The organism is Pseudomonas sp. 50_B (assembly GCF_017491625.1).
Taxonomy (GTDB): domain Bacteria; phylum Pseudomonadota; class Gammaproteobacteria; order Pseudomonadales; family Pseudomonadaceae; genus Aquipseudomonas; species Aquipseudomonas danubii.
Map to the genome: position 1 here is coordinate 163,686 of NZ_JAFGYX010000005.1, position 23,456 is coordinate 187,141.

28 protein-coding genes are annotated in these 23,456 nt (G+C 59.3%); 15 read left to right on the forward strand and 13 right to left on the reverse strand.

The window, feature by feature from the left end; genetic code table 11:
* Nucleotides 1-41 precede the first annotated feature (41 nt).
* From J5M73_RS09295 to J5M73_RS09350, 12 genes are all read left to right on the forward strand, one after another.
* Nucleotides 42-227: a hypothetical protein gene (locus J5M73_RS09295; protein ID WP_207815476.1), complete on the forward strand. Its 186-nt coding sequence runs from the start codon at nucleotides 42-44 to the stop codon at nucleotides 225-227.
* Complete coding sequence (locus J5M73_RS09300) at nucleotides 224-799, forward strand: deoxynucleotide monophosphate kinase (protein ID WP_207815477.1); 576 nt, start codon at nucleotides 224-226, stop codon at nucleotides 797-799. Before J5M73_RS09295 ends, J5M73_RS09300 begins: the two co-directional genes overlap by 4 nt.
* A 10-nt stretch (nucleotides 800-809) precedes the next feature.
* Nucleotides 810-1,085, forward strand: a complete 276-nt coding sequence (locus J5M73_RS09305; RefSeq protein ID WP_207815479.1) for a phage antirepressor KilAC domain-containing protein — start codon at nucleotides 810-812, stop codon at nucleotides 1,083-1,085.
* On the forward strand, nucleotides 1,082-1,465 hold the full coding sequence (locus J5M73_RS09310; RefSeq protein WP_207815480.1) for a hypothetical protein: 384 nt from the start codon (nucleotides 1,082-1,084) through the stop codon (nucleotides 1,463-1,465). The genes J5M73_RS09305 and J5M73_RS09310 overlap by 4 nt, the downstream gene beginning before the upstream one ends.
* A complete protein-coding gene (locus J5M73_RS09315) occupies nucleotides 1,462-1,704 on the forward strand; it encodes a pyocin activator PrtN family protein (protein ID WP_207815483.1) in 243 nt (80 codons plus the stop codon). The genes J5M73_RS09310 and J5M73_RS09315 overlap by 4 nt, the downstream gene beginning before the upstream one ends.
* A 52-nt stretch (nucleotides 1,705-1,756) precedes the next feature.
* A complete protein-coding gene (locus J5M73_RS09320; protein ID WP_207815485.1) occupies nucleotides 1,757-2,101 on the forward strand; it encodes a hypothetical protein in 345 nt (114 codons plus the stop codon).
* 33 nt (nucleotides 2,102-2,134) lie between these two features.
* On the forward strand, nucleotides 2,135-2,956 hold the full coding sequence (locus J5M73_RS09325) for a DUF2303 family protein (protein WP_207815486.1): 822 nt from the start codon (nucleotides 2,135-2,137) through the stop codon (nucleotides 2,954-2,956).
* Between the two features lie 77 nt (nucleotides 2,957-3,033).
* Nucleotides 3,034-3,651, forward strand: coding sequence for a hypothetical protein (locus tag J5M73_RS09330; RefSeq protein WP_207815487.1), 618 nt, complete (start codon nucleotides 3,034-3,036; stop codon nucleotides 3,649-3,651).
* The gene (locus J5M73_RS09335) at nucleotides 3,648-5,681 is read left to right on the forward strand and encodes a DNA cytosine methyltransferase (protein WP_207815488.1); all 2,034 of its coding nucleotides are present in this window, start codon (nucleotides 3,648-3,650) and stop codon (nucleotides 5,679-5,681) included. Before J5M73_RS09330 ends, J5M73_RS09335 begins: the two co-directional genes overlap by 4 nt.
* Entirely contained in the window at nucleotides 5,678-5,899 is a 222-nt protein-coding gene (locus tag J5M73_RS09340) for a hypothetical protein (RefSeq protein WP_207815492.1), read from the forward strand. Before J5M73_RS09335 ends, J5M73_RS09340 begins: the two co-directional genes overlap by 4 nt.
* Nucleotides 5,883-6,077: a DUF4224 domain-containing protein gene (locus J5M73_RS09345; protein WP_065364539.1), complete on the forward strand. Its 195-nt coding sequence runs from the start codon at nucleotides 5,883-5,885 to the stop codon at nucleotides 6,075-6,077. Before J5M73_RS09340 ends, J5M73_RS09345 begins: the two co-directional genes overlap by 17 nt.
* Nucleotides 6,078-6,088: 11 nt before the next feature.
* Nucleotides 6,089-7,081 carry a tyrosine-type recombinase/integrase gene (locus tag J5M73_RS09350; RefSeq protein WP_207815496.1) on the forward strand — a complete coding sequence of 331 codons (993 nt, stop codon included), beginning with the start codon at nucleotides 6,089-6,091 and terminating at the stop codon, nucleotides 7,079-7,081.
* On the opposite strand, the gene J5M73_RS09355 is transcribed toward J5M73_RS09350, so the two are convergent.
* The gene (locus tag J5M73_RS09355; RefSeq protein WP_207815498.1) at nucleotides 7,056-7,913 is read right to left on the reverse strand and encodes a hypothetical protein; all 858 of its coding nucleotides are present in this window, start codon (nucleotides 7,911-7,913) and stop codon (nucleotides 7,056-7,058) included. The genes J5M73_RS09350 and J5M73_RS09355 overlap by 26 nt on opposite strands.
* Before the next feature lie 192 nt (nucleotides 7,914-8,105).
* Between J5M73_RS09355 and mutS the strand changes: the two genes are divergently transcribed.
* Together mutS and fdxA are read left to right on the forward strand one after the other, a co-directional pair.
* The gene (gene mutS, locus J5M73_RS09360) at nucleotides 8,106-10,673 is read left to right on the forward strand and encodes a DNA mismatch repair protein MutS (protein ID WP_207815501.1); all 2,568 of its coding nucleotides are present in this window, start codon (nucleotides 8,106-8,108) and stop codon (nucleotides 10,671-10,673) included.
* Between the two features lie 142 nt (nucleotides 10,674-10,815).
* On the forward strand, nucleotides 10,816-11,139 hold the full coding sequence (gene fdxA / locus J5M73_RS09365; RefSeq protein WP_102861392.1) for a ferredoxin FdxA: 324 nt from the start codon (nucleotides 10,816-10,818) through the stop codon (nucleotides 11,137-11,139).
* 517 nt (nucleotides 11,140-11,656) lie between these two features.
* On the opposite strand, the gene rpoS is transcribed toward fdxA, so the two are convergent.
* From rpoS to J5M73_RS09405, 8 genes are all read right to left on the reverse strand, one after another.
* Nucleotides 11,657-12,664 carry an RNA polymerase sigma factor RpoS gene (rpoS, locus tag J5M73_RS09370; protein ID WP_102861391.1) on the reverse strand — a complete coding sequence of 336 codons (1,008 nt, stop codon included), beginning with the start codon at nucleotides 12,662-12,664 and terminating at the stop codon, nucleotides 11,657-11,659.
* 106 nt (nucleotides 12,665-12,770) lie between these two features.
* On the reverse strand, nucleotides 12,771-13,631 hold the full coding sequence (locus J5M73_RS09375) for a peptidoglycan DD-metalloendopeptidase family protein (RefSeq protein WP_102861390.1): 861 nt from the start codon (nucleotides 13,629-13,631) through the stop codon (nucleotides 12,771-12,773).
* Between the two features lie 212 nt (nucleotides 13,632-13,843).
* Nucleotides 13,844-14,479, reverse strand: coding sequence for a protein-L-isoaspartate(D-aspartate) O-methyltransferase (locus tag J5M73_RS09380; RefSeq protein ID WP_170001073.1), 636 nt, complete (start codon nucleotides 14,477-14,479; stop codon nucleotides 13,844-13,846).
* Between the two features lie 41 nt (nucleotides 14,480-14,520).
* Entirely contained in the window at nucleotides 14,521-15,270 is a 750-nt protein-coding gene (gene surE, locus J5M73_RS09385) for a 5'/3'-nucleotidase SurE (protein WP_102861388.1), read from the reverse strand.
* On the reverse strand, nucleotides 15,258-16,316 hold the full coding sequence (truD, locus tag J5M73_RS09390; RefSeq protein WP_102861387.1) for a tRNA pseudouridine(13) synthase TruD: 1,059 nt from the start codon (nucleotides 16,314-16,316) through the stop codon (nucleotides 15,258-15,260). Before truD ends, surE begins: the two co-directional genes overlap by 13 nt.
* Nucleotides 16,313-16,786: a 2-C-methyl-D-erythritol 2,4-cyclodiphosphate synthase gene (ispF, locus tag J5M73_RS09395; protein ID WP_060837777.1), complete on the reverse strand. Its 474-nt coding sequence runs from the start codon at nucleotides 16,784-16,786 to the stop codon at nucleotides 16,313-16,315. The genes truD and ispF overlap by 4 nt, the downstream gene beginning before the upstream one ends.
* A gap of 52 nt (nucleotides 16,787-16,838) precedes the next feature.
* Entirely contained in the window at nucleotides 16,839-17,684 is an 846-nt protein-coding gene (fghA, locus tag J5M73_RS09400; protein WP_102861386.1) for an S-formylglutathione hydrolase, read from the reverse strand.
* A gap of 87 nt (nucleotides 17,685-17,771) precedes the next feature.
* Nucleotides 17,772-18,884 (reverse strand): S-(hydroxymethyl)glutathione dehydrogenase/class III alcohol dehydrogenase, encoded by a 1,113-nt coding sequence (locus J5M73_RS09405; protein WP_102861385.1) that lies wholly within the window; start codon nucleotides 18,882-18,884, stop codon nucleotides 17,772-17,774.
* A gap of 104 nt (nucleotides 18,885-18,988) precedes the next feature.
* Here J5M73_RS09405 and J5M73_RS09410 point away from each other — a divergent pair, with 104 nt between their 5' ends.
* A complete protein-coding gene (locus tag J5M73_RS09410; protein ID WP_102878559.1) occupies nucleotides 18,989-19,888 on the forward strand; it encodes a LysR substrate-binding domain-containing protein in 900 nt (299 codons plus the stop codon).
* A 116-nt stretch (nucleotides 19,889-20,004) separates the two neighbouring features.
* On the opposite strand, the gene ispD is transcribed toward J5M73_RS09410, so the two are convergent.
* The 4 genes from ispD to kdsA form a co-directional block, all read right to left on the reverse strand.
* Nucleotides 20,005-20,712, reverse strand: a complete 708-nt coding sequence (ispD, locus tag J5M73_RS09415; protein ID WP_102861383.1) for a 2-C-methyl-D-erythritol 4-phosphate cytidylyltransferase — start codon at nucleotides 20,710-20,712, stop codon at nucleotides 20,005-20,007.
* Nucleotides 20,709-20,987, reverse strand: a complete 279-nt coding sequence (gene ftsB / locus J5M73_RS09420; RefSeq protein WP_102861382.1) for a cell division protein FtsB — start codon at nucleotides 20,985-20,987, stop codon at nucleotides 20,709-20,711. The genes ispD and ftsB overlap by 4 nt, the downstream gene beginning before the upstream one ends.
* A 172-nt stretch (nucleotides 20,988-21,159) precedes the next feature.
* Nucleotides 21,160-22,449 carry a phosphopyruvate hydratase gene (gene eno, locus J5M73_RS09425; RefSeq protein WP_102861381.1) on the reverse strand — a complete coding sequence of 430 codons (1,290 nt, stop codon included), beginning with the start codon at nucleotides 22,447-22,449 and terminating at the stop codon, nucleotides 21,160-21,162.
* Nucleotides 22,450-22,606: 157 nt separating this feature from the next.
* Complete coding sequence (kdsA, locus tag J5M73_RS09430; RefSeq protein ID WP_011059542.1) at nucleotides 22,607-23,452, reverse strand: 3-deoxy-8-phosphooctulonate synthase; 846 nt, start codon at nucleotides 23,450-23,452, stop codon at nucleotides 22,607-22,609.
* Nucleotides 23,453-23,456: the final 4 nt, after the last annotated feature.

Consider the following 23,456-nt stretch of genomic DNA (forward strand, 5'->3'; position numbering starts at 1 on the left):
ACTAATTTTGTCTCGTACACCTCTCACCACGAGTACGAGACATGCAAACCACTACACAGCACAGCCCTACCCGCTGCCCGGTGTACCTACACCCCGCAGCCTGCACCAGCCCCGAAGCCGTCGACAAGATCCAGCGCCAGACCGGCCTGCTGGTGATCGCCACCACCCGCCGCACCGCCACTGCTAAACCGGCAGACCTGGGCCCGTTCGGGGGTGACGCAGCATGAAACCATTGCTGATTGGCCTTGCCGGCCCGGCTCGCTCGGGAAAATCCACTGCCGCTGACCACCTGGTGCGCAACCACCTGCTGGAGCACTACGCCTTCGCCGACCCGCTGCGCTCCGGGCTCATGGAGATCTTCAACCTCGACCCGGACGACTTCGAAGGCGAGCACAAAGAGCAGCCCCTGGACTGGCTTGGCCGGTCCCCGCGTGAACTGATGCAGTCGATGGGCACCGAGTGGGCCCGCCAGCTGGTGCACCCGGACGTCTGGGTAAAGATCGCTGAGCAGAACCTCAACTACCTACAGAACTCGCTGTCGAGCGTGGTCGGTTTCGTCGTCAGTGACGTGCGCTTCGAGAATGAGGCCGAGTTCATCCGCCAGCGCGGCGGCACCATCATCCACATCGAGCGCCCCGACGCGCCAGCAGTGAACCCGCATTCCAGCGAGGCCGGCGTTCATCGCCATCAGCACGACCTGACCGTTCGTAACACCAAGGGTCGAGCGCACTTGGTACTCCAGCTTGACGACTGCATTGCAGCAGTCCGGCGTCGCACCCTGGCCCAGAACGCAGCCTGAGGACATGGCCATGAACCGCACCCTTGACGAAACAGCGGCGCTGCTAGGGCTCAAGCCCCGCGCCTTCCGTTCAAAGCTTCGGGAACTGCGGGTGCTGGCAAAGGACGGGACCCTGGCCAGCCACCACCGCGACCAGGGCCACCTGTACTCCGACCCGCGCTCTGTGCAGATAGGCAAGTCCGGCCAGTACAAGCACTACGCCGTGGTGATGGTCACCGAAAGCGGTGTGCAGTACCTGGCCAAGAAACTGGACATCACCATCGCGAACAAGGAAGCCGCAGCATGAAGACCAACTACTTCAACGCCTACACCCAAGCCCTCGGCGCCCTGGCTCTGATCCCGCTCTACTTGACCAGCCCGGGCACCGTGAGCAAAGCCACCCTGATCGGCACCGCCAACGAGGCCACGCTGGCCCTGGCGAGCATGCCCGCCTGCGCGGTCGAGCTGGCGGAGGTTTATCGGTGCGTCAGCAGCGTGATTCAACCCGGCCAGATTGCCTACGTCACCCCGACCAATGTCCCCGAGACGCCCTTCGGCGCTGTCGTGGCGGATGAGCGCGGCCTGATCTGCGCAGCTGCCCGAGGAGCCAGCAAAGAGGGGCTGGCGGAGCTGATACGCCTCAAGCTGCAGCCCGCCGACGTGGGGGCCGGGGAGGCAAGCAAATGAGCGACACCCTAGACCAACTGCGGCGCCAGTTCGCCACGCCCTGCCCCACCTTGGCGGCCGTACGTGAACAGTACTTCCCGCACATCCGCACTGACCGCTACCTACTCAGCGAGATCAAGAAAGGCCGGGTAAAACTGGTGGTCAAGCATCTGCATGGCTCTGTCCGCACCAAGCCAGTGGTTTACCTGCACGACCTGGCGGCCTTTCTCGACGCCCAGGCCAAGAAAGAAGCGGCTTGATTCAACGGTGGCCCCTGCCGTCCAGGGGCGGCTATCAAGTGAGACACAGCACATGAGCAAAGCACGACCCTTTATCGACACCCTTCGCGACATCGAGGCCGGCGGCCTGCTCGATGAACTGAGCGAGGCCCAGTTTGGGCTGATCGATGCCATCCGCCTTTCCGGCAAAGGCGGGAAGCTGGTCATTGAACTGACCTACAAGCCCGACGGGCGCGGCCAGATGAACATTAAGGCCGACGTGAAGGTGAAAGAACCGACCCTTTCCCGGGGCACGTCGCTGTTCTTCCTGACACCGGAAGGAAACCTCACCCGGCGCGACCCTCGCCAGCAGGATCTACCACTGCGGCCCGTCCTCGACGAGGACAGCACAGCCACCCTGCGCAACGTTTCGCAGTAACCGCCTCTCACCACAAAGACTGGAGCACATCCAATGCAAGAAGCCATTCAACACCTCGTCAGCCTGTCTCAGGCCCTGGGCAAACCCCTCGACCATCCGGGCTTGCACGCCCCGATTGCCCTGGTGCCCGATGGTGTCACGGTGATGGACCTGGAGAAGCTGCTGCCCTCCCCCAGCCGTATCCGCCAGAAAGTAACCATGCTCGATGCCGACAGCTTCATCGACTACGTGAACCGCTTCGCCACCTCAGCTACCTCGGTTTTCTGCAACGGGCCTGAAGGCCGGACGTTCACTGCCGTCCTCGATTATCACCAACCCGACAGCCCGGCCTGGACCGAGCACACGGTCAGCTACTGCTGCCCTATCACCGTTGAGTGGGGCCGCTGGAAGGCAGCAGACCGTAAGAAGATGGATCAGGCATCGTTCGCCGAGTTCATCGAAGACAACGTGAAGGACATCACCCAGCCCCAGGACCTCCCAGCAGCCCCCAGCGCGGCGGACATGCTGGAAATCAGCCGCACCCTGGAAGCGAAGAAAAACATCAGCTTCCGCCAAGGCACCCGCCTCGATAACGGCCAGGTCCAGCTGACCTACAACGAGGAAATCGACGGACGCGCAGGCGAGTCCGGGCAACTCAACATCCCTGAACAGTTCTTCATCGGCGTGAAGCCCTTCCTCGGCGGCGATGGCTTCTGCATCCCGGCACGCTTCCGCTATCGCATCGCCGAGGGTCGCCTTGTGATGTGGTTCGAACTGATCCGCCCTGAAAAGGTGCTTGAAGAGGCATACAACGCCGTCCGCGCCAAGATCAAGGCCGCGATCAACGAAGTACCGCTGTACGAAGCCACCCGCTAACTCAGCTTGCAACACCCCGCCGCCGTCCTCTCACCACTTATCCGTCCGGCGGCGGGCTCTAACGAGGATCACAGCACATGCAAACTCAACACCTGATCATCATCGCCACGGGCCAACTGACTGGGCTGGCGTTAATGGCTTACTTCATCCGCCGGGCGTTTCTGCGCGCCTTGGCACGCGCCACAGCAGACGACCGCGACCGGATCTATGCACTGAACAACGATCTGGCCCGAGCTGTCGAGAGCTGCGAGGGACTGAAGAAGCAGCTCGCCGACCACAACACCCGCCAGCGCCAGCTCAAGGCGCAACCCTTCACCCTGGAAGACCACCAGACCCTGATCAGCATCGCCCAGGCCCTCGGCCTTGCCGCCTCGACGTACAAGGCAATCCCAGGGACTGCCCCCGTCCAGGCCAAAGCAGATGCCCTGGCCGCCCAAGCCCGCGCCCTGGCCTATAGAGTCTTCCAGACCGTCACCGCGGCTACCGCGCACAACGGCGAATCGCTGGACACCCAGCTCATCGAATGGCTCAACACTCACGGCAACCTCTGGGGTGAGCCTGAGAACAGCACAATCACCTTCCCGCATGAGGCAGACACCGAGGGCTATCCGCATGTACGCGAAGCACTTCGGGAAGCCTACGAGCGGCACCAGCAGCGCGAGGCCCGCGAGACGGGCCAGGAGGACGCGGCATGACGTCCCTGAAAACGCCCCCCTTCGACTTCAAGACCCAGTATTCCCTGAACCTCAACGCCCAGGATGATGAAATCGTTGTCGACTTCTTCTGCGGTGGCGGCGGCGCAGGCACCGGGCTCGAAATGGGCCTGGGCCGCAAGGTCGACGTGGCCAAGAACCATAGCCGCGCAGCGATCAGCATGCACACCGCCAACCACCCGCACGCCCGGCACTACACCACCGACGTGTTCGACGGCGACCCCGACGAAGAATGCCAGGGCCGCCGCGTTGGCTGGTTCCACATGAGCCCCGACTGCACACACCACAGCCAGGCCGCTGGCGGACAACCGCGCAAGCGCGAGATCCGCAATCTGTCGTGGGTCGGCCTCAAGTGGGCCGGTAAGAAGAAGCCCAGGGTGATCAGCCTGGAAAACGTGAAGCAGATCCTGCAGTGGGGCCCCCTCGTTGCAAAGCGCGACAAGGCTACAGGCCGGGTAGTGAAACTCGGTGGCAGTGTGGCTGCCCCTGGTGAGGTTGTGCCGGTCCACCAGCAGTTCCTGGTGCCAGATCCAGCCCGGCGCGGGCGAACCTGGGCCGTGTTCGTCGCCGAGCTGCAGCGCCTGGGCTATGCCGTTGAGTGGCGTGTGATCAAGGCGTGCGACTTCGGCGCGCCGACCAGCCGAGAACGCCTGTTCATGATCGCCCGCTGCGACGGCCAGCCCATCGTTTGGCCAGAGCCAACCCACGCGAAGAGCCCCACAAAGGGGCAAAAGAAGTGGCGGACCGCAGCCGAGTGCATCGACTGGACCATCCCGAGCAAAAGTATCTTCGACCGGCCCAAGCCGCTGGCCCCTGCAACCCTGCGCCGGATCGCCAAGGGCATGAAGAAATTCGTCATTGATGCTGCCGACCCGTTCATCGTGCCTATCGCGAACTGGTCCGGCGACAGCGTGCAGTCAGCCCGTGAGCCGCTGCGTACTGTGACGTCCTGGCCTCGCGGCGGATCGTTCGCCATCGCCAGCCCGATCATCGCACCAGCAACGCACCAGGGTAGCGACCGCATCAACGATCCAACAGCCCCGCTTCCGACTGTGACCTGCGCGAATCGCGGTGAGCTGACACTGATCAGCCCAACCCTAATCCAAACCGGATACGGCGAGCGTGCCGGCCAGAAACCCAGAGTGCCTGGCCTTGACCAGCCGCTGGGCACCGTTGTTGCCGGTGGCATCAAACACGCCATAGCCGGCGCTGTGCTGGTAGGTACTGGCGGCCCTGAGTACTCCGGCAAACCGGCGCCAGTTGACCAGCCTGCCGGCACCCTGATGACTCAGAACCACCGATCAGTGGTGACTGCGCTCATGGCACAGATGAATGGTGGCTTCAACACCACGGCCGCCAAGAGCATTGAGGACCCGATGACCACAGTGACCAACACCGGCAGCCAGCAGCAACTGGTGACGGCGAACCTGGTACACCTGCGCGGTAACTGCGATGCGCGGGATGCTGGTGATCCTCTGCACACAATCAGCGCCGGGGGCACTCACCACGGGCTGGTCACCGCCTTCATGGAGCGCCAGTTCGGCGCCAGCGTAGGACAGGGCATGAGCGAACCGGCACCAACCATCACTGCCGGCGGTGGCGGCAAGAGCTCGCTGGTCGAGCTGCAGCTCTCGCCTGAAGTTGAAGCCGGGGCCCTGCGGGTCGCGGCATTCCTGATCAGCTACTACGGCGCCGAGAACGTGAGAGGCGCCAATGAGCCAGCCCCCACAATTACTACCAAGGATCGTCTGGGCCTAGTCACTGTCACCATCAAGGGCACCCCCTATGTGATCGTCGATATCTGCCTGCGAATGCTACAGCCCTTAGAGCTGTACAAGGCTCAGGGCTTCCCCGACGACTACATCATCAGCCACGGCGCCGACGGCAAGCCGTTCACCAAGACCCAACAAGTTCACATGTGCGGCAACAGCGTCAGCCCGCCGCCAATGGCAGCCCTTGCCCGTGCAAATGATCCTTGGCGCCAAACCGAACAACTCAAGGAGGCCGCATGAGCAAGCGCGATGATGCATTGCCGCCTTCGGCTGCCGTGCTATGCCTTATGGCTATCGCAGCGAAGAATGTGTGTGGTGAAGATGCTGCAGGTATCCCGCTGTTCGTCTTCGTAGCTGCAATCAAGGCAGCCCAGGCAGAACGACATAGCGATCATGCTCGCGCTCTTGATGCGGCAACATCTTCAGACGTTGGGGGCCCATATGTTTCTGACACCTGAAGAAGTGGCCGAACTGACGGGCTACAAGCGCTACGGCGCCCAGATCAGATGGCTGACCGCCCACAAATACGGTTTTGCAGTTGGTGGAGATGGTCACCCGAAAGTCCTGCGGCAGGTTGTGATCGGCAGGATGGGTGGGGTTCAATCAAGGAAGGAGCCGGAGCTTCGGCTGGGGTGAGGTGAGAACAAATGCGTCCTCGCAAGAAAGATCGGCACCTGCCCGCATGCATGTACGAAAAGCATGGGGCTTACTACCTGGTGCGCAAAGGCAAATGGAAACGCCTGGGAAGTGACTTCCAGGCGTCCATGGCCGAATATGCGAAGATCATCGATAGCGGCAGCCAAGGCGGTATGGGCAAGCTGATCGATGACGCTTTAGAACAGATGTCGAAGAAGCTCAAGCCAAACACCATTGTTCAATACCAGGCCGCAGCCGTACGGCTGAAAGAAGCCTTTGTGGAGTTCGAACCTCGCGACGTACTGCCTAGACACGTCGCGAAGCTCAAGATGCACATGGCGGACACTCCGAATATGTCCAACCGCGTGATATCTGTTCTGAGAGGCGTATTCAGCTACGCCCTGGAACAGCAGATTGTTGACTTCAATCCTTGCACCGGCATCCGCCGACACCCCGAAAAGCAGCGCGATAGGTACATCACCCATGCGGAGTTTGCCGCGATCTGCGGTAAGTCGAGCGATAACATGAGGGTGATTTATGAGATGTGTTACTTGACCGGGCAGCGCATTGGCGATGTTCTGTCGATACGACTCGCGGACATTACGGCCGAGGGGATTGCCTTCACTCAAGAGAAGACCGGCGCCCGCCTTGTCGTCCGCATGACTCCAGATCTGGAAGACCTGATCAGTAGGATCAAGGCCCTGCCACGGAAGATCCGTGGCCTAACTTTGTTTTGTTCCCCGCGGGGTGGTAAACCTGTGCACTATAGCTCGGTGAAAGACGCTTTCGCCCTCGCCTGCAAGCGTGCCGAAGTAATCGATGCGACCATTCACGACCTACGCGCCAAATCCCTTACTGACACCGATGATCAAGGTAATAACGCACAGAGACTAGGCGGTCATACTGATGCCAAAATGACTGCGCGCTATTTACGGCTGCGTAAGATTGAAATAGCAGACCCACCTATGATGCCAAATATTAAATACCCAACTGCTTCCCAATAATAGCCCTAACAAATGAGACCCCTTTGTCAGTAAGGTGAACCCCAGCCATTAGCCCTTTTGACTCCATATAACTTCTAGTAGCTTCAGTAAATGCCGGATCCAGCATCAAACCGGTAAACGCATCTAAAACAACCTGATCGGGAGTCATGTATGGCATCCCATTGTAATGTCTAGCGACAATAGGAATCATAAAATCCACAAAACCCGGAGCGATACCAAAGCGTGCAGAAATACTAGTCTGCTCCTGAGCGGCCAGTTCCAATCTTGACTGCTCTAACTCTTTGGTCAACTGACCATACTTCTGCAATAGCTCTTGCTTCTCATCCCCAATTATTTTTGCTCGATTTACAAGATCTAAAATTATGTCATAACGCTCCGCCTCTTGCTCCTGGATTTCAAATTGCTTCGCCTTTGCGGCAGCTACAACTGAAGAAGAAAGAGCAGGATCGACAGTAAAACGATCAAACTTCTCACTAAGCCCTATATAGCCCTGATCAATATTTCTAAGTTTCTCACCAAAGCCCGAATCAATCCGACCGAGCATTTCCGAGACGTCCTTCGTAAACTTATATGTATGAGTATAGAAACTACGAGCGGACTCATCCGCCTTAAAGTAGAAAGCGGCCGACAGTGCCACTGAGGAAACTGCTAAAAAAAGGCTAAGGAGATCAGTAAAACTGAAATCCTTTAGTTCAATATTGAAATCTGCTGTTGAGAACCGAATTGCGACAACCAACACAAAAGCAATGATCGATACATCGCGCGCAACCGCGAATGTTAGAAAACCAGTTCCAATTCCTTTTTTACTTACCGACTGTTCTTCTTCCAGCATACAGACCTCACACATAATGGCATTTTGACTTCAAGCCGAGAGCTTATCAAAAACGCTATAGGAAATCCCTGAGCCACCTAATGACAACGCGAGAACCCCAAGCACTGGGATGGAGGCGCCTCCCAGCAAAATTATCTGTAGTATTAGACGTTTGACCTCTGTCAAATAGACATATAGAGCCGAACCCCGCGTATGACCGATCTTTCAAGCCACACCCCAATGATGCAGCAGTACTGGCGCCTCAAGAACCAGCACCCTGATCAACTGATGTTCTACCGCATGGGCGACTTCTACGAGATCTTCTATGAAGACGCGAAGAAGGCCGCCAAGCTGCTGGACATCACCCTGACGGCACGCGGACAGTCGGCGGGACAGGCGATTCCCATGTGTGGCATTCCCTACCACGCCGCCGAAGGTTACCTGGCCAAGCTGGTGAAGCTCGGCGAGTCGGTGGTCATCTGCGAGCAAGTGGGTGATCCGGCCACCAGCAAAGGCCCCGTGGAACGTCAGGTGGTGCGCATCATTACCCCGGGCACCGTCAGCGACGAAGCCCTGCTGGATGAGCGCCGCGACAACCTGATCGCGGCCGTACTGGGTGATGAGCGCTTGTTCGGCCTGGCGGTGCTGGACATCACCAGCGGCAATTTCAGTGTCCTGGAAATCAAGGGTTGGGAGAACTTGCTGGCGGAGCTGGAACGCATCAATCCAGTGGAGCTGCTGATCCCTGATGACTGGCCACAAGGCCTGCCGGCGGAAAAGCGCCGGGGTGTTCGACGTCGCGCCCCCTGGGACTTCGAGCGCGACTCGGCCCACAAGAGCCTCTGCCAGCAATTCTCCACCCAAGACCTCAAGGGCTTTGGTTGCGAGACCCTGACCCTGGCCATCGGCGCCGCCGGATGCCTGCTGAGCTACGCCAAGGAAACCCAGCGCACCGCCCTGCCCCACTTGCGCAGCCTGCGGCACGAACGCCTGGACGACACGGTGGTGCTGGACGGTGCCAGTCGCCGCAACCTGGAGCTGGACACCAACCTGGCCGGTGGACGCGACAACACCCTGCAATCGGTAGTCGATCGCTGCCAGACCGCCATGGGCAGCCGCCTGCTGACCCGCTGGCTGAACCGCCCGCTGCGGGATCTCAAGGTCTTGCAGGCGCGTCAGTCCTCGATCACCTGCCTGCTGGACGGCTACCGTTTCGAACGGCTGCAGCCGCAGTTGAAGGAAATCGGCGATATCGAGCGGATTCTCGCGCGAATCGGCTTGCGTAACGCCCGCCCGCGGGACCTGGCCCGCCTGCGTGATGCCCTGGCAGCCTTGCCAGAGCTGCAAGAGGCGATGACCGAACTGGAGGCAGAGCACCTCAAGCAATTGGCAGTCACCACCAGCACCTACCCGGAACTGGCCGCGTTGCTGGCCAAAGCGATCATAGACAACCCGCCGGCGGTGATCCGCGACGGCGGCGTGCTCAAGACCGGCTACGACGCCGAGCTCGACGAACTGCAATCGTTGAGCGAGAACGCCGGGCAATTCCTGATCGATCTGGAAGCCCGGGAAAAAGCCCGTACCGGCCTGGCCAACCTCAAAGTCGGCTATAACCGCATTCATGGCTACTTCATCGAGCTGCCGAGCAAACAGGCCGAGCAGGCACCGGCGGATTACATTCGTCGCCAGACCCTGAAGGGCGCCGAGCGCTTCATCACTCCGGAACTCAAGGAGTTTGAAGACAAGGCGCTGTCGGCCAAGAGCCGCGCCCTGGCCCGGGAAAAGATGCTCTACGATGCGCTGCTGGAAACCCTGATCAGCCATCTGCCGCCGCTGCAGGATACCGCCGGTGCCCTGGCGGAACTGGACGTGCTGAGCAATCTGGCCGAACGCGCGCTGAACCTGGACCTCAATTGCCCGCGTTTTGTCAGCGAGCCTTGCATGCGCATCACCCAGGGCCGTCACCCGGTGGTGGAGCAAGTATTGACCACACCTTTTGTGGCCAACGACCTGAATCTGGACGACAACACCCGGATGCTGGTGATCACCGGTCCTAACATGGGCGGTAAATCCACCTACATGCGCCAGACTGCGCTGATCGTACTGCTGGCCCATATCGGCAGTTTTGTCCCGGCGGCGAGCTGCGAGCTGTCCCTGGTGGATCGGATCTTTACTCGGATCGGCTCTAGCGACGACCTGGCCGGCGGTCGCTCGACCTTCATGGTGGAAATGAGTGAAACCGCGAACATCCTGCACAACGCCACTGAACGCAGCCTGGTGCTGATGGACGAAGTGGGCCGCGGCACCAGTACTTTCGACGGACTTTCCCTGGCCTGGGCTGCGGCAGAACGTCTCGCCCATCTGCGGGCCTACACCCTGTTCGCCACCCACTATTTTGAACTGACCGTACTGCCGGAAAGCGAGCCGCTGGTGGCCAACGTGCACCTCAATGCCACTGAGCACAACGAGCGCATCGTCTTCCTGCACCATGTATTGCCCGGCCCTGCCAGCCAGAGCTATGGCCTGGCGGTAGCCCAGCTGGCGGGGGTTCCCAGCGCCGTCATCGGGCGAGCCCGTGAACATTTGAGCCGCCTGGAGACCACCAGCCTGCCCCATGAAACGCCACGCCCCGCGCCAGGCAAAGCCTCGGTTCCGCAGCAAAGCGACCTGTTTGCCAGCCTGCCGCACCCAGTCCTCGAGGAACTGGCCAAACTGGATCTGGATGACCTGACGCCACGCCGGGCACTGGAAATGCTCTATACATTGAAGACACGCATCTAACGCGAACGCCTTCAAGCTGTTAGAATCTCGCGCGGTTTGGGATGCTGCGGACTATTAGCCTGGTTCGCAGACTATCGCTCCCAAACCTGGCGACCCCGTCATGTAGGGGCTCCGCTGCCGCCGCCTGAGGAGAGAATTAGAAATGACCTTCGTCGTCACCGACAACTGCATCAAGTGCAAGTACACCGACTGCGTAGAAGTCTGTCCGGTGGACTGCTTTTACGAAGGGCCGAACTTCCTGGTGATTCACCCGGATGAGTGCATTGACTGCGCGCTGTGCGAGCCTGAATGCCCGGCTGTAGCCATTTTCTCCGAGGATGAAGTCCCGGAGGAGATGCAGGAGTTCATTCAGCTGAACGTCGAGCTGGCAGAGATCTGGCCGAATATCACTGAAAAGAAAGAATCGTTGCCGGATGCCGCAGAGTGGGATGGCGTCAAAGGCAAGATCAAAGACCTCGAACGCTGATTGCCCCCGCGTTCCTGAAAAGGCCCCTTGCGGGCCTTTTTGCATTTCTGGGAATAGGGCTCTTGTCCTCCGGACTTTTCGACAGGCAAAAAAAAGGGGCGGTATGACCCGCCCACATTTTTCCCTAGTCCCTGTGTTCCTTTTCATCGTCCTGATGAATCGCTTCCTGCGATGTCCTGACCATCATCCTTGATGGCTGTGTCTATCCGTCGACACAGGGCTGATATTAGAGAATTCCCTGGTAAGAGCAATCGCACTATTCCCCGGAAAACTTGTCGAACACAAACAGAAAGACTTAAAAAATACTTATAAATCAACAACATAAAAAATCACTTAAAACATTTCAGGCAAGTCTGAAGCAATCGAGAACCGAACACTTACGAAAACGTAATCTATTGCTTACACGCCAGTGAAGAGTAATCCCAACCCTGACCAGAATCCCAAAGCTCAGAATCAAAATAATCAAGCAATAAAAAGCCCCGAATAGATCGGGGCTCTTGCGAGTCAGTTCCAGAAGCTACTGAAATAGAGACTCACTGGACAACCCATTCTTTTCAAGGATCTCTCGCAGGCGTTTGAGGCCTTCAACCTGGATTTGTCGAACCCGCTCACGGGTCAGGCCAATCTCCAGGCCAACATCTTCAAGAGTGCTGCTCTCATGACCTCGCAGGCCAAAGCGGCGAACCACCACTTCACGCTGCTTTTCAGTCAATTCGGACAGCCATTGATCGATGCTTTGCGACAGATCATCGTCCTGCAACAGTTCACAAGGATCCGTTGGACGATCGTCAGTCAAGGTATCCAGCAGGGTTTTATCCGAATCCGGTCCCAGCGAGACATCAACCGAAGAAACCCGCTCATTCAGACCGAGCATGCGTTTGACTTCAGCCACCGGCTTCTCCAGCAGGTTGGCGATTTCTTCGGGAGAGGGTTCATGATCGAGTTTTTGCGTCAACTCACGGGCGGCGCGCAAGTAGACGTTAAGCTCTTTGACCACATGAATCGGCAACCGAATGGTCCGGGTTTGATTCATGATCGCCCGTTCGATGGTCTGGCGAATCCACCAGGTGGCGTAGGTCGAAAAGCGGAAGCCGCGTTCCGGGTCGAACTTCTCCACTGCCCGGATCAGGCCGAGGTTACCCTCTTCGATCAGGTCCAGCAGCGACAATCCACGATTGACATAGCGCCGGGCAATTTTCACCACCAGTCGCAAGTTACTTTCAATCATGCGCTTGCGCCCGGCGGGGTCGCCACTCTGCGACAAACGCGCAAAGTGCACTTCCTCTTCAGGAGAGAGCAATGGAGAAAAGCCGATTTCATTGAGGTACAACTGCGTTGCATCGAGGGCACGCGTGTAATCAATGTACTTGTGTTGCTTAACTGAAGCGGAGCTTTTGGATTTGGCGCGAACGGAAGGTGGAGTTGCCCCCTCATTATTCGACATCGAATCCATATCGATGCTGCTCTCCATAAGGAGAACTTCATCGTCGATGTCAAACTCCGGCACTTCTTTACTGAGAGCCATTGTTATAGTCCTTTGGTGAGTTCGACCTCAGGCTCAAGCGTCGCCTTAATCCTTGGCAACGCTGGAGCCTGTTCCCTCTACGTGAGCGGAACAGGCTGGTAACGGATCAACGACGTGGCAGGAATTGCAGCGGATCTACAGGTTTACCTTGTCGGCGAATCTCAAAGTGCAGTTTCACCCGGTCTGTACCAGTTGATCCCATCTCGGCAATTGTCTGTCCGACTTTGACCTGCTGTCCCTCCCGAACCAATAGCTTGCGGTTGTGGCCGTAAGCACTGACGTAGGTTTCGTTGTGTTTGATGATGACTAATTCGCCGTAGCCCCTTAAGCCACTCCCGGCGTAAACCACCGTCCCATCAGACGCAGCTAAAACAGGCTGTCCCAAATCCCCGGCGATATCAATGCCTTTATTCAAACTACCGTTTGAAGAGAATTTTCCAATCAGAACACCGTTGGAAGGCCAGCCCCAGCCCGTCGGAGCGGGGCCTGCAGGCGTAGCCGGAGCGGGCGCCGGCTTGCTTGCAGTAGCTGTAGAAGTGCCCGTTGCGGTGGCTGTCGTTGCCCCCGCCGGACGACGAATAACCGTGGTCTTGCTGGAGGACGATGCACCAGACTGGGTGCTGGTAACCACAGTTGTCGGCGCAACACCCGTGCGACCATCAAAACGAATGGTTTGCCCAGGATGGATGGTATAGGGCTCGGCAATATTGTTACGAGCAGCCAACGCCTTGTAATCCCAGCCGTAGCGAAACGCGATGGAGAACAGCGTATCCCCGCGACGTACTACATACTGTCCCGTGGTCACAGTTGGACGCTGAGGCGCCGCATTATTACTGCGTTCAACCACACCCACACTGCTGGACTTGGTGCTGGAGCAACCGACCAACAAGGAACTCAAGACAAGGCCAATCATCAGTCGCTGAAAGCTTGTTATACCCATACGCTGCGCAATGACTGTGAGACTCACCCGCCGCTCCCTTTATGGTGGTTGACGATATTAATTGCCTGGCTCAGGCATGAAATGACGCAAGTATAACTGGAGGCAGGCGCTTTACGGCTGGCAAAGCGCAACACACAGTCACAAGAGGTTGCCATTGATCGCCGTCCCACTCATTGCCGATCAATACGGCAATAAGACACAACCCGGCAAACAGAATTCACCCACGCGGCGATAAATGCTCAGGCCAGTGGCCCATTGAGCAACGGCACAAACCGCACCGCCCCCAGGACATGTCGGGCAAAGCCATGTTCTTCACGAATGATCAGCATCAACTGCTGTACTTCTCCGGCTCCCACTGGAATGACCAGGCGCCCACCAGGCGCCAGTTGATCAAGCAGTGCCTGAGGAATATCGGTAGCCACGGCGGTGACGATGATGCCGTTGTAAGGCGCCAACGCTGGCCAGCCCTCCCAACCATCGCCCCAGCGGAACACCACATTACGCAGGTTCAATTCCTGCAGACGCTCCTTGGCCCGATCCTGCAGGACCTTGATCCGCTCCACCGAAAACACCCGCTCAACCAACTGCGACAGTACTGCCGTCTGGTAGCCGGAACCGGTACCGATCTCCAGCACTTTGTCCAGCGGACCTGCCGCCAACAGCAACTCGCTCATGCGAGCCACCATATAAGGCTGGGAGATCGTCTGGTTATGGCCGATGGGCAGCGCAGTGTCTTCATAGGCACGGTGCGCCAGAGCCTCATCAACGAACAGATGCCGTGGTGTACGACGAATGACTTCCAATACCTGGGGATTGGACAGGCCCTCATCGTAAAGCCGTTGGATCAGGCGCTCGCGGGTTCGCTGGGAAGTCATGCCTATTCCCCGTCGTAGCAAATCGTCCTGCTCACGAGCCATCAGCGCAGCCCCTCCAACCAACCATCCAGACTCCTGAACGCCTCATTGAAGGTGCGATCGAGCTGTAACGGCGTGATCGACACATAACCTTGCATGACAGCATGGAAGTCAGTACCTGGACCGCCATCTTCGGCGTCCCCTGCGGCGGCAATCCAGTAACCCGACTTGCCACGGGGATCGACGACCTTCATGGGCGCCGCTGCGCGCGCGCGATGGCCCAGGCGGGTCAGCTGTATGCCACGGATATGATCAAGCGGCAGATTGGGAATATTCACGTTCAACACCGTCCGTGGTGGCAAATCCAGCAAGCCCTGAGCCTGTACCAGCTTGCGCGCGAAATGGGCAGCAGTGGCGAGGTTTTCTACCTGCCTCGACACCAGCGAAAAGGCAATCGCCGGGCGCTGCAGGAAACGTCCTTCAAGCGCAGCGGCGACCGTTCCGGAATACAGCACGTCATCACCGAGGTTGGCCCCCAGGTTGATTCCCGACACCACCATGTCCGGCTCATGCTCCAACAGGCCGTTAAGCCCCAGGTGAACACAGTCGGTCGGTGTGCCATTGATACTGATGAAGCCATTGCCGAGGGTATGCGGATGCAACGGACGGTCGAGCGTCAGCGAACTGCTGGCGCCGCTTTTGTCTTGATCCGGTGCGATAACCACACACTCGGCGTAATCCGCCAACGCAGCATGCAGCGCGGCGATACCGGGTGCAGTTACCCCATCATCGTTAGAAATCAGAATACGCATGAGCTGTCCGTCTGCCCCACCGGCACCAGATCGACGAGTTCACGCACCAATGCGGTGGCGAAACACCCGGCCGGCAGGACGAATTCCAGTTGCAGAATGTCAGGCTCGGGATAATGCCACGTCAAACCGCCAATGGGCAGCCGCAGGATGCGTCGTTCGTGGCTCATGCCGGCTTTAATCAGCCAATCGCACAGTGCCGCCTCACGATCGGCAATCTGTTGCTCAAGCTCATGGGATACACCGCCCGCCGGAGAAACACCCTCCCCCCACAGCGGCCCGGTGGGGTGCAGGTCGAGAATCGCCAGGCGTGGGTCCGAGCATTCATCAGGCCCGGCCATGAAAAAGCTGCGACTGTCGGTAAACGCCAGCAGGTCACCTATCTGCGCCTGCTGCCAGCTGCCGTCCGCCACCCGTGCTGCCAGCACCTGGTTGAACAAGTAGCTGCGGGCCGTAGACAACAACCGCGAACGCACATTGCGCTGCTCTGGCAGTGCCTGGCGCGCGGCCCAGCCGCGGGCATCCACTAGATTGCCGCCGTCGTGGCCAAAACGCTGGGCGCCGAAATAGTTGGGAATCCCAAACTGGGCAATCTGCTGCAAACGCTCATCAATGGCCGAATGGTCCGCCGTAAGCTCTGTGAGACGCAGGGTAAAACCGTTGGCCGCATGGGCTCCACGCTGTAGCTTGCGCTTGTGGCGGGTGGCCTTGAGGATTTTCAGGGTGTGGTTTTCCGCCGCGCCAAGATCCGGATCAGCCTTGCCCGGCAGTTGCACACTGAACCATTGGCGAGTCAGCGCCTGGCGATCCTTGAGCCCGGCGTAGCTCACGGTGCGCAACGACACTCCGGCGGCCTTGGCAATCCGCCGCGCGGCCTCTTCGGTGTTCAAGCCACGCTTTTCCACCCACAGCCACAGGTGCTCGCCTTCACCGCTCAGCGGGATATCGAGCACTTCATCGACCTGGAAATCTTCGGCAGTAGCCTTGAGCACCGCGCTGCCCAGGGCATCACCATAGGCCCGCGGGCCCAACAGTTGCAGTTCATTCATGGGCGCAGCAACAAGGCCACGGAGTGCACCGCGATACCTTCCTCGCGACCGACGAAACCGAGTTTTTCGGTGGTGGTGGCCTTCACGTTCACTTGATCCAGTTCGACTTGCAGGTCCTCGGCAATCAAGGCCCGCATGGTTTCAATATGAGGCGCCATTTTTGGGGCCTGGGCGACGATGGTGTTGTCGACGTTGCCGACCTTCCAGCCTTTGGCATGGATCAGCGCGACAACATGACGCAGCAGGACGCGGCTGTCGGCACCTTTGAACTGCGGATCGGTGTCCGGAAAATGCTTGCCGATATCCCCCAGCGCCGCGGCGCCCAGCAGGGCATCACTGAGTGCGTGCAACAACACATCACCGTCGGAGTGGGCGAGCAAGCCGCAATGATGGGCGATACGCACACCACCCAAAGTAATGAAGTCGCCCTCAGCGAAACGGTGCACATCGTAGCCGTGGCCAATACGCATAAAAAAACGCCCCGAAAAAGTCAGGGCGTGATTCTACCTGCTTTGGCGGGTATTAGGCGTTAAGAGCACGTGCATGGTGCTGCAAGTGATCGTCTATAAAGCTGGCGATAAAGAAGTAGCTGTGGTCATAACCGGGCTGCATGCGCAGCGTCAGCTCATGCCCGGCATTCTTTGCCGCTTGCTGCAGAACTTCAGGCTTGAGCTGGCCGGCAAGGAAATCGTCGCGATCCCCCTGATCCACTAGCAACGGCAGCTTCTCCGTGGCCTCGGCGATCAATACGCTGGCATCCCACTCGCGCCAGCGTGAGCGCTCTTCCCCCAGATACCGGGAAAACGCTTTCTGCCCCCAAGGACAATCCATTGGATTACTGATAGGAGCGAACGCCGAAACCGACTGATAGCGACCGGGATTACGCAACGCACAGACCAACGCCCCGTGACCACCCATGGAGTGGCCGCTGATCCCACGTTTCTGCGACGCGGGAAAGTGCGCCTCCACCAACTCCGGCAGCTCGTTCACCACATAGTCATGCATCCGATAATGCTGGGCCCAGGGCTCCTGTGTCGCGTTCAGATAGAACCCGGCCCCCAGGCCAAAGTCCCAGGCGCCCTCCGGGTCACCGGGCACCCCAGCGCCGCGAGGGCTGGTATCCGGAGCGACGATGATCAGGCCCAGTTCCGCCGCCAGGCGCTGGGCGCCGGCCTTTTGCATGAAGTTCTCGTCGGTGCAGGTCAGGCCGGACAACCAGTAAAGCACCGGCAACTTGCCCCCCAGCTCCGCCTGGGGCGGCAAGTACACGGCGAACACCATGTCACAGCCCAACACCTGAGAATGATGCTTGTAGCGTTTGTGCCAGCCGCCGAAGCTCTTCTGGCAGGAAAGGTTTTCCAGACTCATGGCAGACCTCCAGCCACAAGCCGCAAGCTACGAGCAGCAAGTGGGAAGCCCCTCTTGGTGCTTGTGGCTTGCCGCTTGCCGCTGCTCTTAGAAATGAATGACCGAACGAATGCTCTTGCCTTCGTGCATCAGGTCGAAAGCCTTGTTGATATCTTCCAGGCCCATGGTGTGAGTAATGAAGGTATCCAGCGGGATTTCGCCGGTCTGGGACATTTCCACGTAGCTTGGCAGCTCGCTGCGACCACGCACGCCACCGAATGCCGAACCGCGCCAAACGCGGCCAGTCACCAGTTGGAAGGGACGGGTCGATATTTCCTGACCGGCACCAGCCACACCGATGATCACCGATTCGCCCCAGCCCTTGTGGCAGCATTCCAGTGCGGCGCGCATCAACTGTACGTTGCCGATGCATTCGAAGGAGAAATCCACACCGCCGTCGGTCATGTCGACAATGACCTCCTGGATCGGACGATCGAAGTCCTTGGGGTTGACGCAGTCGGTGGCGCCCAGTTGCTTGGCGATCTCGAACTTGGCCGGGTTGATATCGATGGCGATGATGCGCCCGGCCTTGGCCTTGACCGCGCCGATTACCGCCGACAGGCCAATGCCGCCCAGGCCGAAGATGGCCACGGTGTCACCGGCCTTGACCTTGGCGGTGTTGATCACCGCGCCAATGCCTGTGGTCACGCCGCAACCCAGCAGGCAGACCTTCTCCAGAGGCGCGTCCTTGGGAATCTTGGCCACGGAGATTTCCGGCAGCACCGTGTACTCGGAGAATGTCGAGGTACCCATGTAGTGGAAAATGGGCTGACCCTTGTAGGAAAAGCGCGTGGTGCCGTCAGGCATCAAGCCTTTGCCCTGGGTAGCGCGAATGGCCTGACAGAGGTTGGTCTTGCCCGACAGACAGAATTTGCACTTGCCACATTCCGGGGTGTAGAGCGGGATCACATGATCGCCCACGGCCACCGAGGTCACGCCCTCGCCCACCGCTTCCACCACTGCACCACCCTCATGGCCGAGGATCGCCGGAAAGATACCTTCCGGGTCGGCGCCGGACAGGGTATAGGCGTCGGTGTGGCAGACGCCGGAAGCGACAACCCGCAACAGCACTTCGCCGGCCTTGGGCATGGCAACATCCACTTCGACGATTTCCAGGGGCTTCTTGGCCTCGAAGGCTACGGCAGCACGTGACTTGATCATCCTGACTCTCCAGCGAATAAAAACGAGGCAGTGAGTGTAAAACAGCGCAAGGCGATGAATAATCCAGGCAAAAGCAAAACATTATTGCCATGCAGGGATAATCAATGAGCGAAAACCGTTGGGAAGGCATCGACGAATTTGTCGCAGTCGCCGAATGCAGCCAGTTCACTGCCGCTGCCGAACGCCTGGGGGTGTCCTCATCTCATATCAGCCGCCAGGTGGTGCGCCTGGAAGAGCGCTTGCAGACCCGCCTGCTGTATCGCAGTACCCGCCGCGTCACCCTGACCGAGGCCGGGCAGACCTTTCTCCAGCATTGCCAACGCTTGCAGGACGGGCGCGAGGAAGCGTTGCGCGCCGTGGGGGACCTGACCAGCGAGCCCAAGGGCATGCTGCGCATGACTTGCGCAGTGGCCTATGGCGAGCGTTTTATCGTGCCGCTGGTCACGCGTTTCATGAGCCTTTATCCGCAGTTGCGGGTGGACATAGAACTGAGCAACCGTCCCCTGGACCTGGTGCACGAGGGGCTCGACCTGGCCATTCGCCTGGGACGCCTGCAGGACTCACGCCTGGTCGCCACTCGCCTGGCACCACGCCGCATGTACCTATGTGCATCGCCGTCCTATCTGGAACGCTATGGCCGCCCTCACAGCCTGTCGGAATTGAGCCGGCACAACTGCCTGATCGGCAGCTCGGATATCTGGCAGTTGGAGGTCGACGGGCGCGAATTTTCGCAAAGGGTGCAGGGCAACTGGCGCTGCAACAGCGGACAGGCAGTGCTGGACGCGGCGTTACAAGGCGTCGGACTCTGCCAACTGCCGGACTACTACGTTCTGGAGCACCTGCAGGACGGTACGCTGGTTTCCTTGCTGGAAGCTCACCAGCCGCCCAACACCGCAGTCTGGGCGCTCTATCCACAGCAACGGCATCTGTCGCCGAAAGTGCGCAAGCTGGTGGACTATCTCAAGCAGGGCTTGGCCGAACGCCCGGAATACCGTGATGTGTAGCCTTGCCGCAGGCTGCGGCAAGGCCCGCAGAGCCTTCGGGGTTTCAGGAGCGGCGCCTCCTTCGGAGTCGTTCGCTGCCTGCGGCAGCGGCTACAAGGTTCAGCGCCCGCCCGCGATCAGCGCCGATTGGACCAACGCTGGCGCAGCCACTCAAGATCCTCGGGGCGAGTGACCTTGAGATTGTCGGAACGGCCTTCGATCAGGCGTGGCGCCTGCCCGGCCCATTCCATTGCCGAAGCCTCATCGGTGATCGCCACATCGGCCACCAGGCTGTCGGCCAAGGCTCGGTGCAGCGCGCCAAGACGGAACATCTGCGGTGTGTAGGCTTGCCAGATCAGGCTGCGATCCACGGTTTCCAAAACCCTTCCGTGCTTGTCGATCCGCTTCAGGGTGTCCCGGGCCGGCACCGCCAACAGCCCGCCCACCGGGTCGTGCGCCAATTCACTCAGCAGCTTGTCCAGGTCATCTCGGGAAAGATTGGGGCGTGCGGCATCGTGAACCAGAACCCAATCCTCATCGGCCGCGCCCTGAGCATGCAGATGAAGCAAGGCATTGAGTACCGACCCGGAACGCTCGGCGCCGCCTTCGACCCGCTGAATCCGCGAGTCGTGGGCACAGGCCAGGGTTGGCCAGTAGGGATCGTCCAGCGCCAGGCTGACCACCAGCCCCTTGAGGCCAGGATGGTCGAGGAAACAGCCGAGGCTGTGTTCGAGAATTGTGCGTCCGCCCAGTTGCAGGTACTGCTTGGGACGATCCGCGGCCATGCGGGCACCGACGCCCGCGGCAGGAATCACGGCCCAGAAGGCCGGCAATCTATCGCTCATTGGGCCAACTGGTAGAGGGTTTCACCCTCCTTGACCATGCCCAATTCGTGGCGAGCCCGTTCTTCAACGGTCTCCATGCCCTTCTTCAGTTCCATGACTTCCGCATCGAGTACGCGATTTCGCTCCAGCAAACGCTCGTTTTCAGCGTGCTGGTCGGCAATCTGCTGAGTCAGGTCAGCTACCTGGGCCAAGCTGCCGCTCCCCACCCACAGGCGGTACTGCAAGCCAGCCAGCAGCAAGAGCAAGACCAGGAACAACCAATTGGGACTGCGCATCGAATATCGGGTATCCAGTGAAAAAAGACAGCCATGCCAACAACTTCGGACCTACTGATAGCACGAAGCCTGGAAGAACCAGGCTTGTGCTCTTAAGGCATCAGATTAGTGGCAAAAAACTCGCTGTAGCGATTTTCCCGACACAATCCGGTGTCTTTTTACCATCTACGGCTTAGCCGCGAAACTCGCTGCGACCGTTGTACTTGGCCTTGCCGTTCAATTGCTCTTCGATACGCAGCAATTGGTTGTACTTGGATACGCGGTCGGAACGGCACAGGGAGCCGGTCTTGATCTGGCCAGCCGAGGTGCCCACGGCCAGGTCGGCGATGGTCGAGTCTTCGGTTTCGCCGGAACGGTGCGAAATCACGGCGGTGTAACCGGCAGCCTTGGCCATCTGGATGGCTTCCAGGGTTTCGGTCAGGGTGCCGATCTGGTTGAACTTGATCAGGATCGAGTTGGCGATCTTCTTGTCGATGCCTTCTTTCAGGATCTTGGTGTTGGTCACGAACAGGTCGTCACCGACCAGTTGCACCTTGTCGCCGATCTTGTCGGTGAGGATCTTCCAGCCAGCCCAGTCGGACTCATCCAGGCCGTCTTCGATGGAGATGATCGGGTAGCGCTGAGTCAGGCCTTTGAGGTACTCGGCAAAACCTTCGGCGGTGAACACCTGGCCTTCGCCGGACAGGTTGTACTTGCCGTCTTCGTAGAACTCGCTGGCGGCGCAGTCCAGAGCCAGGGTCACGTCGGTGCCCAGGGTGTAACCGGCATTGGCCACGGCCTCGGAGATGACTTTCAGCGCATCTTCGTTGGAAGCCAGGTTCGGGGCGAAGCCACCTTCATCGCCCACAGCGGTGTTCAGGCCACGGGCCTTCAGCACGGCTTTGAGGTGATGGAAAATCTCGGTGCCCATGCGCAGACCTTCCGAGAAGGACTTGGCGCCGACCGGCTGCACCATGAACTCCTGGATGTCGACGTTGTTATCGGCGTGCTCGCCACCGTTGATGATGTTCATCATCGGTACCGGCATCGAGTAGACGCCTGGGGTGCCGTTGAGGTTGGCGATGTGAGCGTACAGCGGCAGGTCCTGGTCCTGGGCGGCAGCCTTGGCCGCGGCCAGGGACACGGCGAGGATGGCGTTGGCGCCCAGGGAGGCCTTGTTCTCGGTACCGTCGAGCTTGATCATCGCCTGATCCAGCGCTTTCTGGTCGATCGGGTCTTTACCCAGCAACAGGTCGCGGATCGGACCGTTGATGTTGGCTACCGCCTTGAGCACGCCCTTGCCCAGGTAACGGCTCTTGTCGCCATCACGCAGCTCCAGCGCTTCGCGCGAGCCGGTGGAGGCACCGGACGGCGCGCAAGCACTGCCGATGATGCCGTTGTCGAGAAGCACGTCCGCTTCGACAGTGGGGTTGCCACGGGAGTCGAGAACTTCACGACCTTTGATGTCGACGATTTTTGCCATTGTTGTAAACACTCCAAAGTTGACGAAAACGCTGAGTACCGCTCGATTTATAACTTGTGGGTCAAATTGCATTCTTGTAGGAGCCGGCTGGCTGGCGAACGGGCCCGCGAGGACACCTTCGCCGGCCAGCCGGCTCCTACAGAGGAAGTCGCCGGTTTTACGCGGTTTCTACCGTGGGGAAACTCTTGACCAGCTCGTCCAGAGCCTTGAGCTGAGCCAGGAACGGCTCAAGCTTGTCCAGGCGCAAAGCACAAGGGCCGTCGCACTTGGCGTTGTCCGGATCCGGGTGGGCTTCCAGAAACAGGCCGGCCAAGGACTGGCTCATGCCGGCCTTGGCCAAGTCGGTGACCTGAGCCCGACGACCACCAGCGGAGTCGGCGCGACCGCCCGGCATCTGCAGGGCATGGGTCACGTCAAAGAACACCGGGTACTCGAACTGCTTCATGATGCCGAAGCCGAGCATGTCCACCACCAGGTTGTTGTAACCGAAGCTGGAACCGCGCTCGCAGAGGATCAACTGATCATTACCCGCCTCTTCACACTTGCTCAGGATGTGTTTCATTTCCTGAGGCGCGAGAAACTGGGCCTTCTTGATGTTGATCACCGCGCCGGTCTTGGCCATGGCCACCACCAGGTCGGTCTGCCGCGAGAGAAACGCCGGCAACTGGATGATGTCGCAGACTTCGGCAACCACGGCGGCCTGGGCCGGCTCGTGGACATCGGTGATGATCGGCACGCCGAAGGCCTGCTTCACGTCTTCGAAAATCCGCATGCCCTCTTCCAGGCCAGGACCACGATAAGAAGTCACCGACGAACGGTTGGCCTTGTCGAAGCTGGCCTTGAACACGTAGGGAATACCGAGCTTCTCGGTAACCCGTACGTACTCTTCACAGACCTGCATCGCCATGTCGCGGCTTTCCAGCACGTTCATGCCGCCGAACAGCACCATCGGCTTGTCGTTGGCGATCTCGATGTTGCCTACGCGGATGATCTTCTGCGCCATCAGG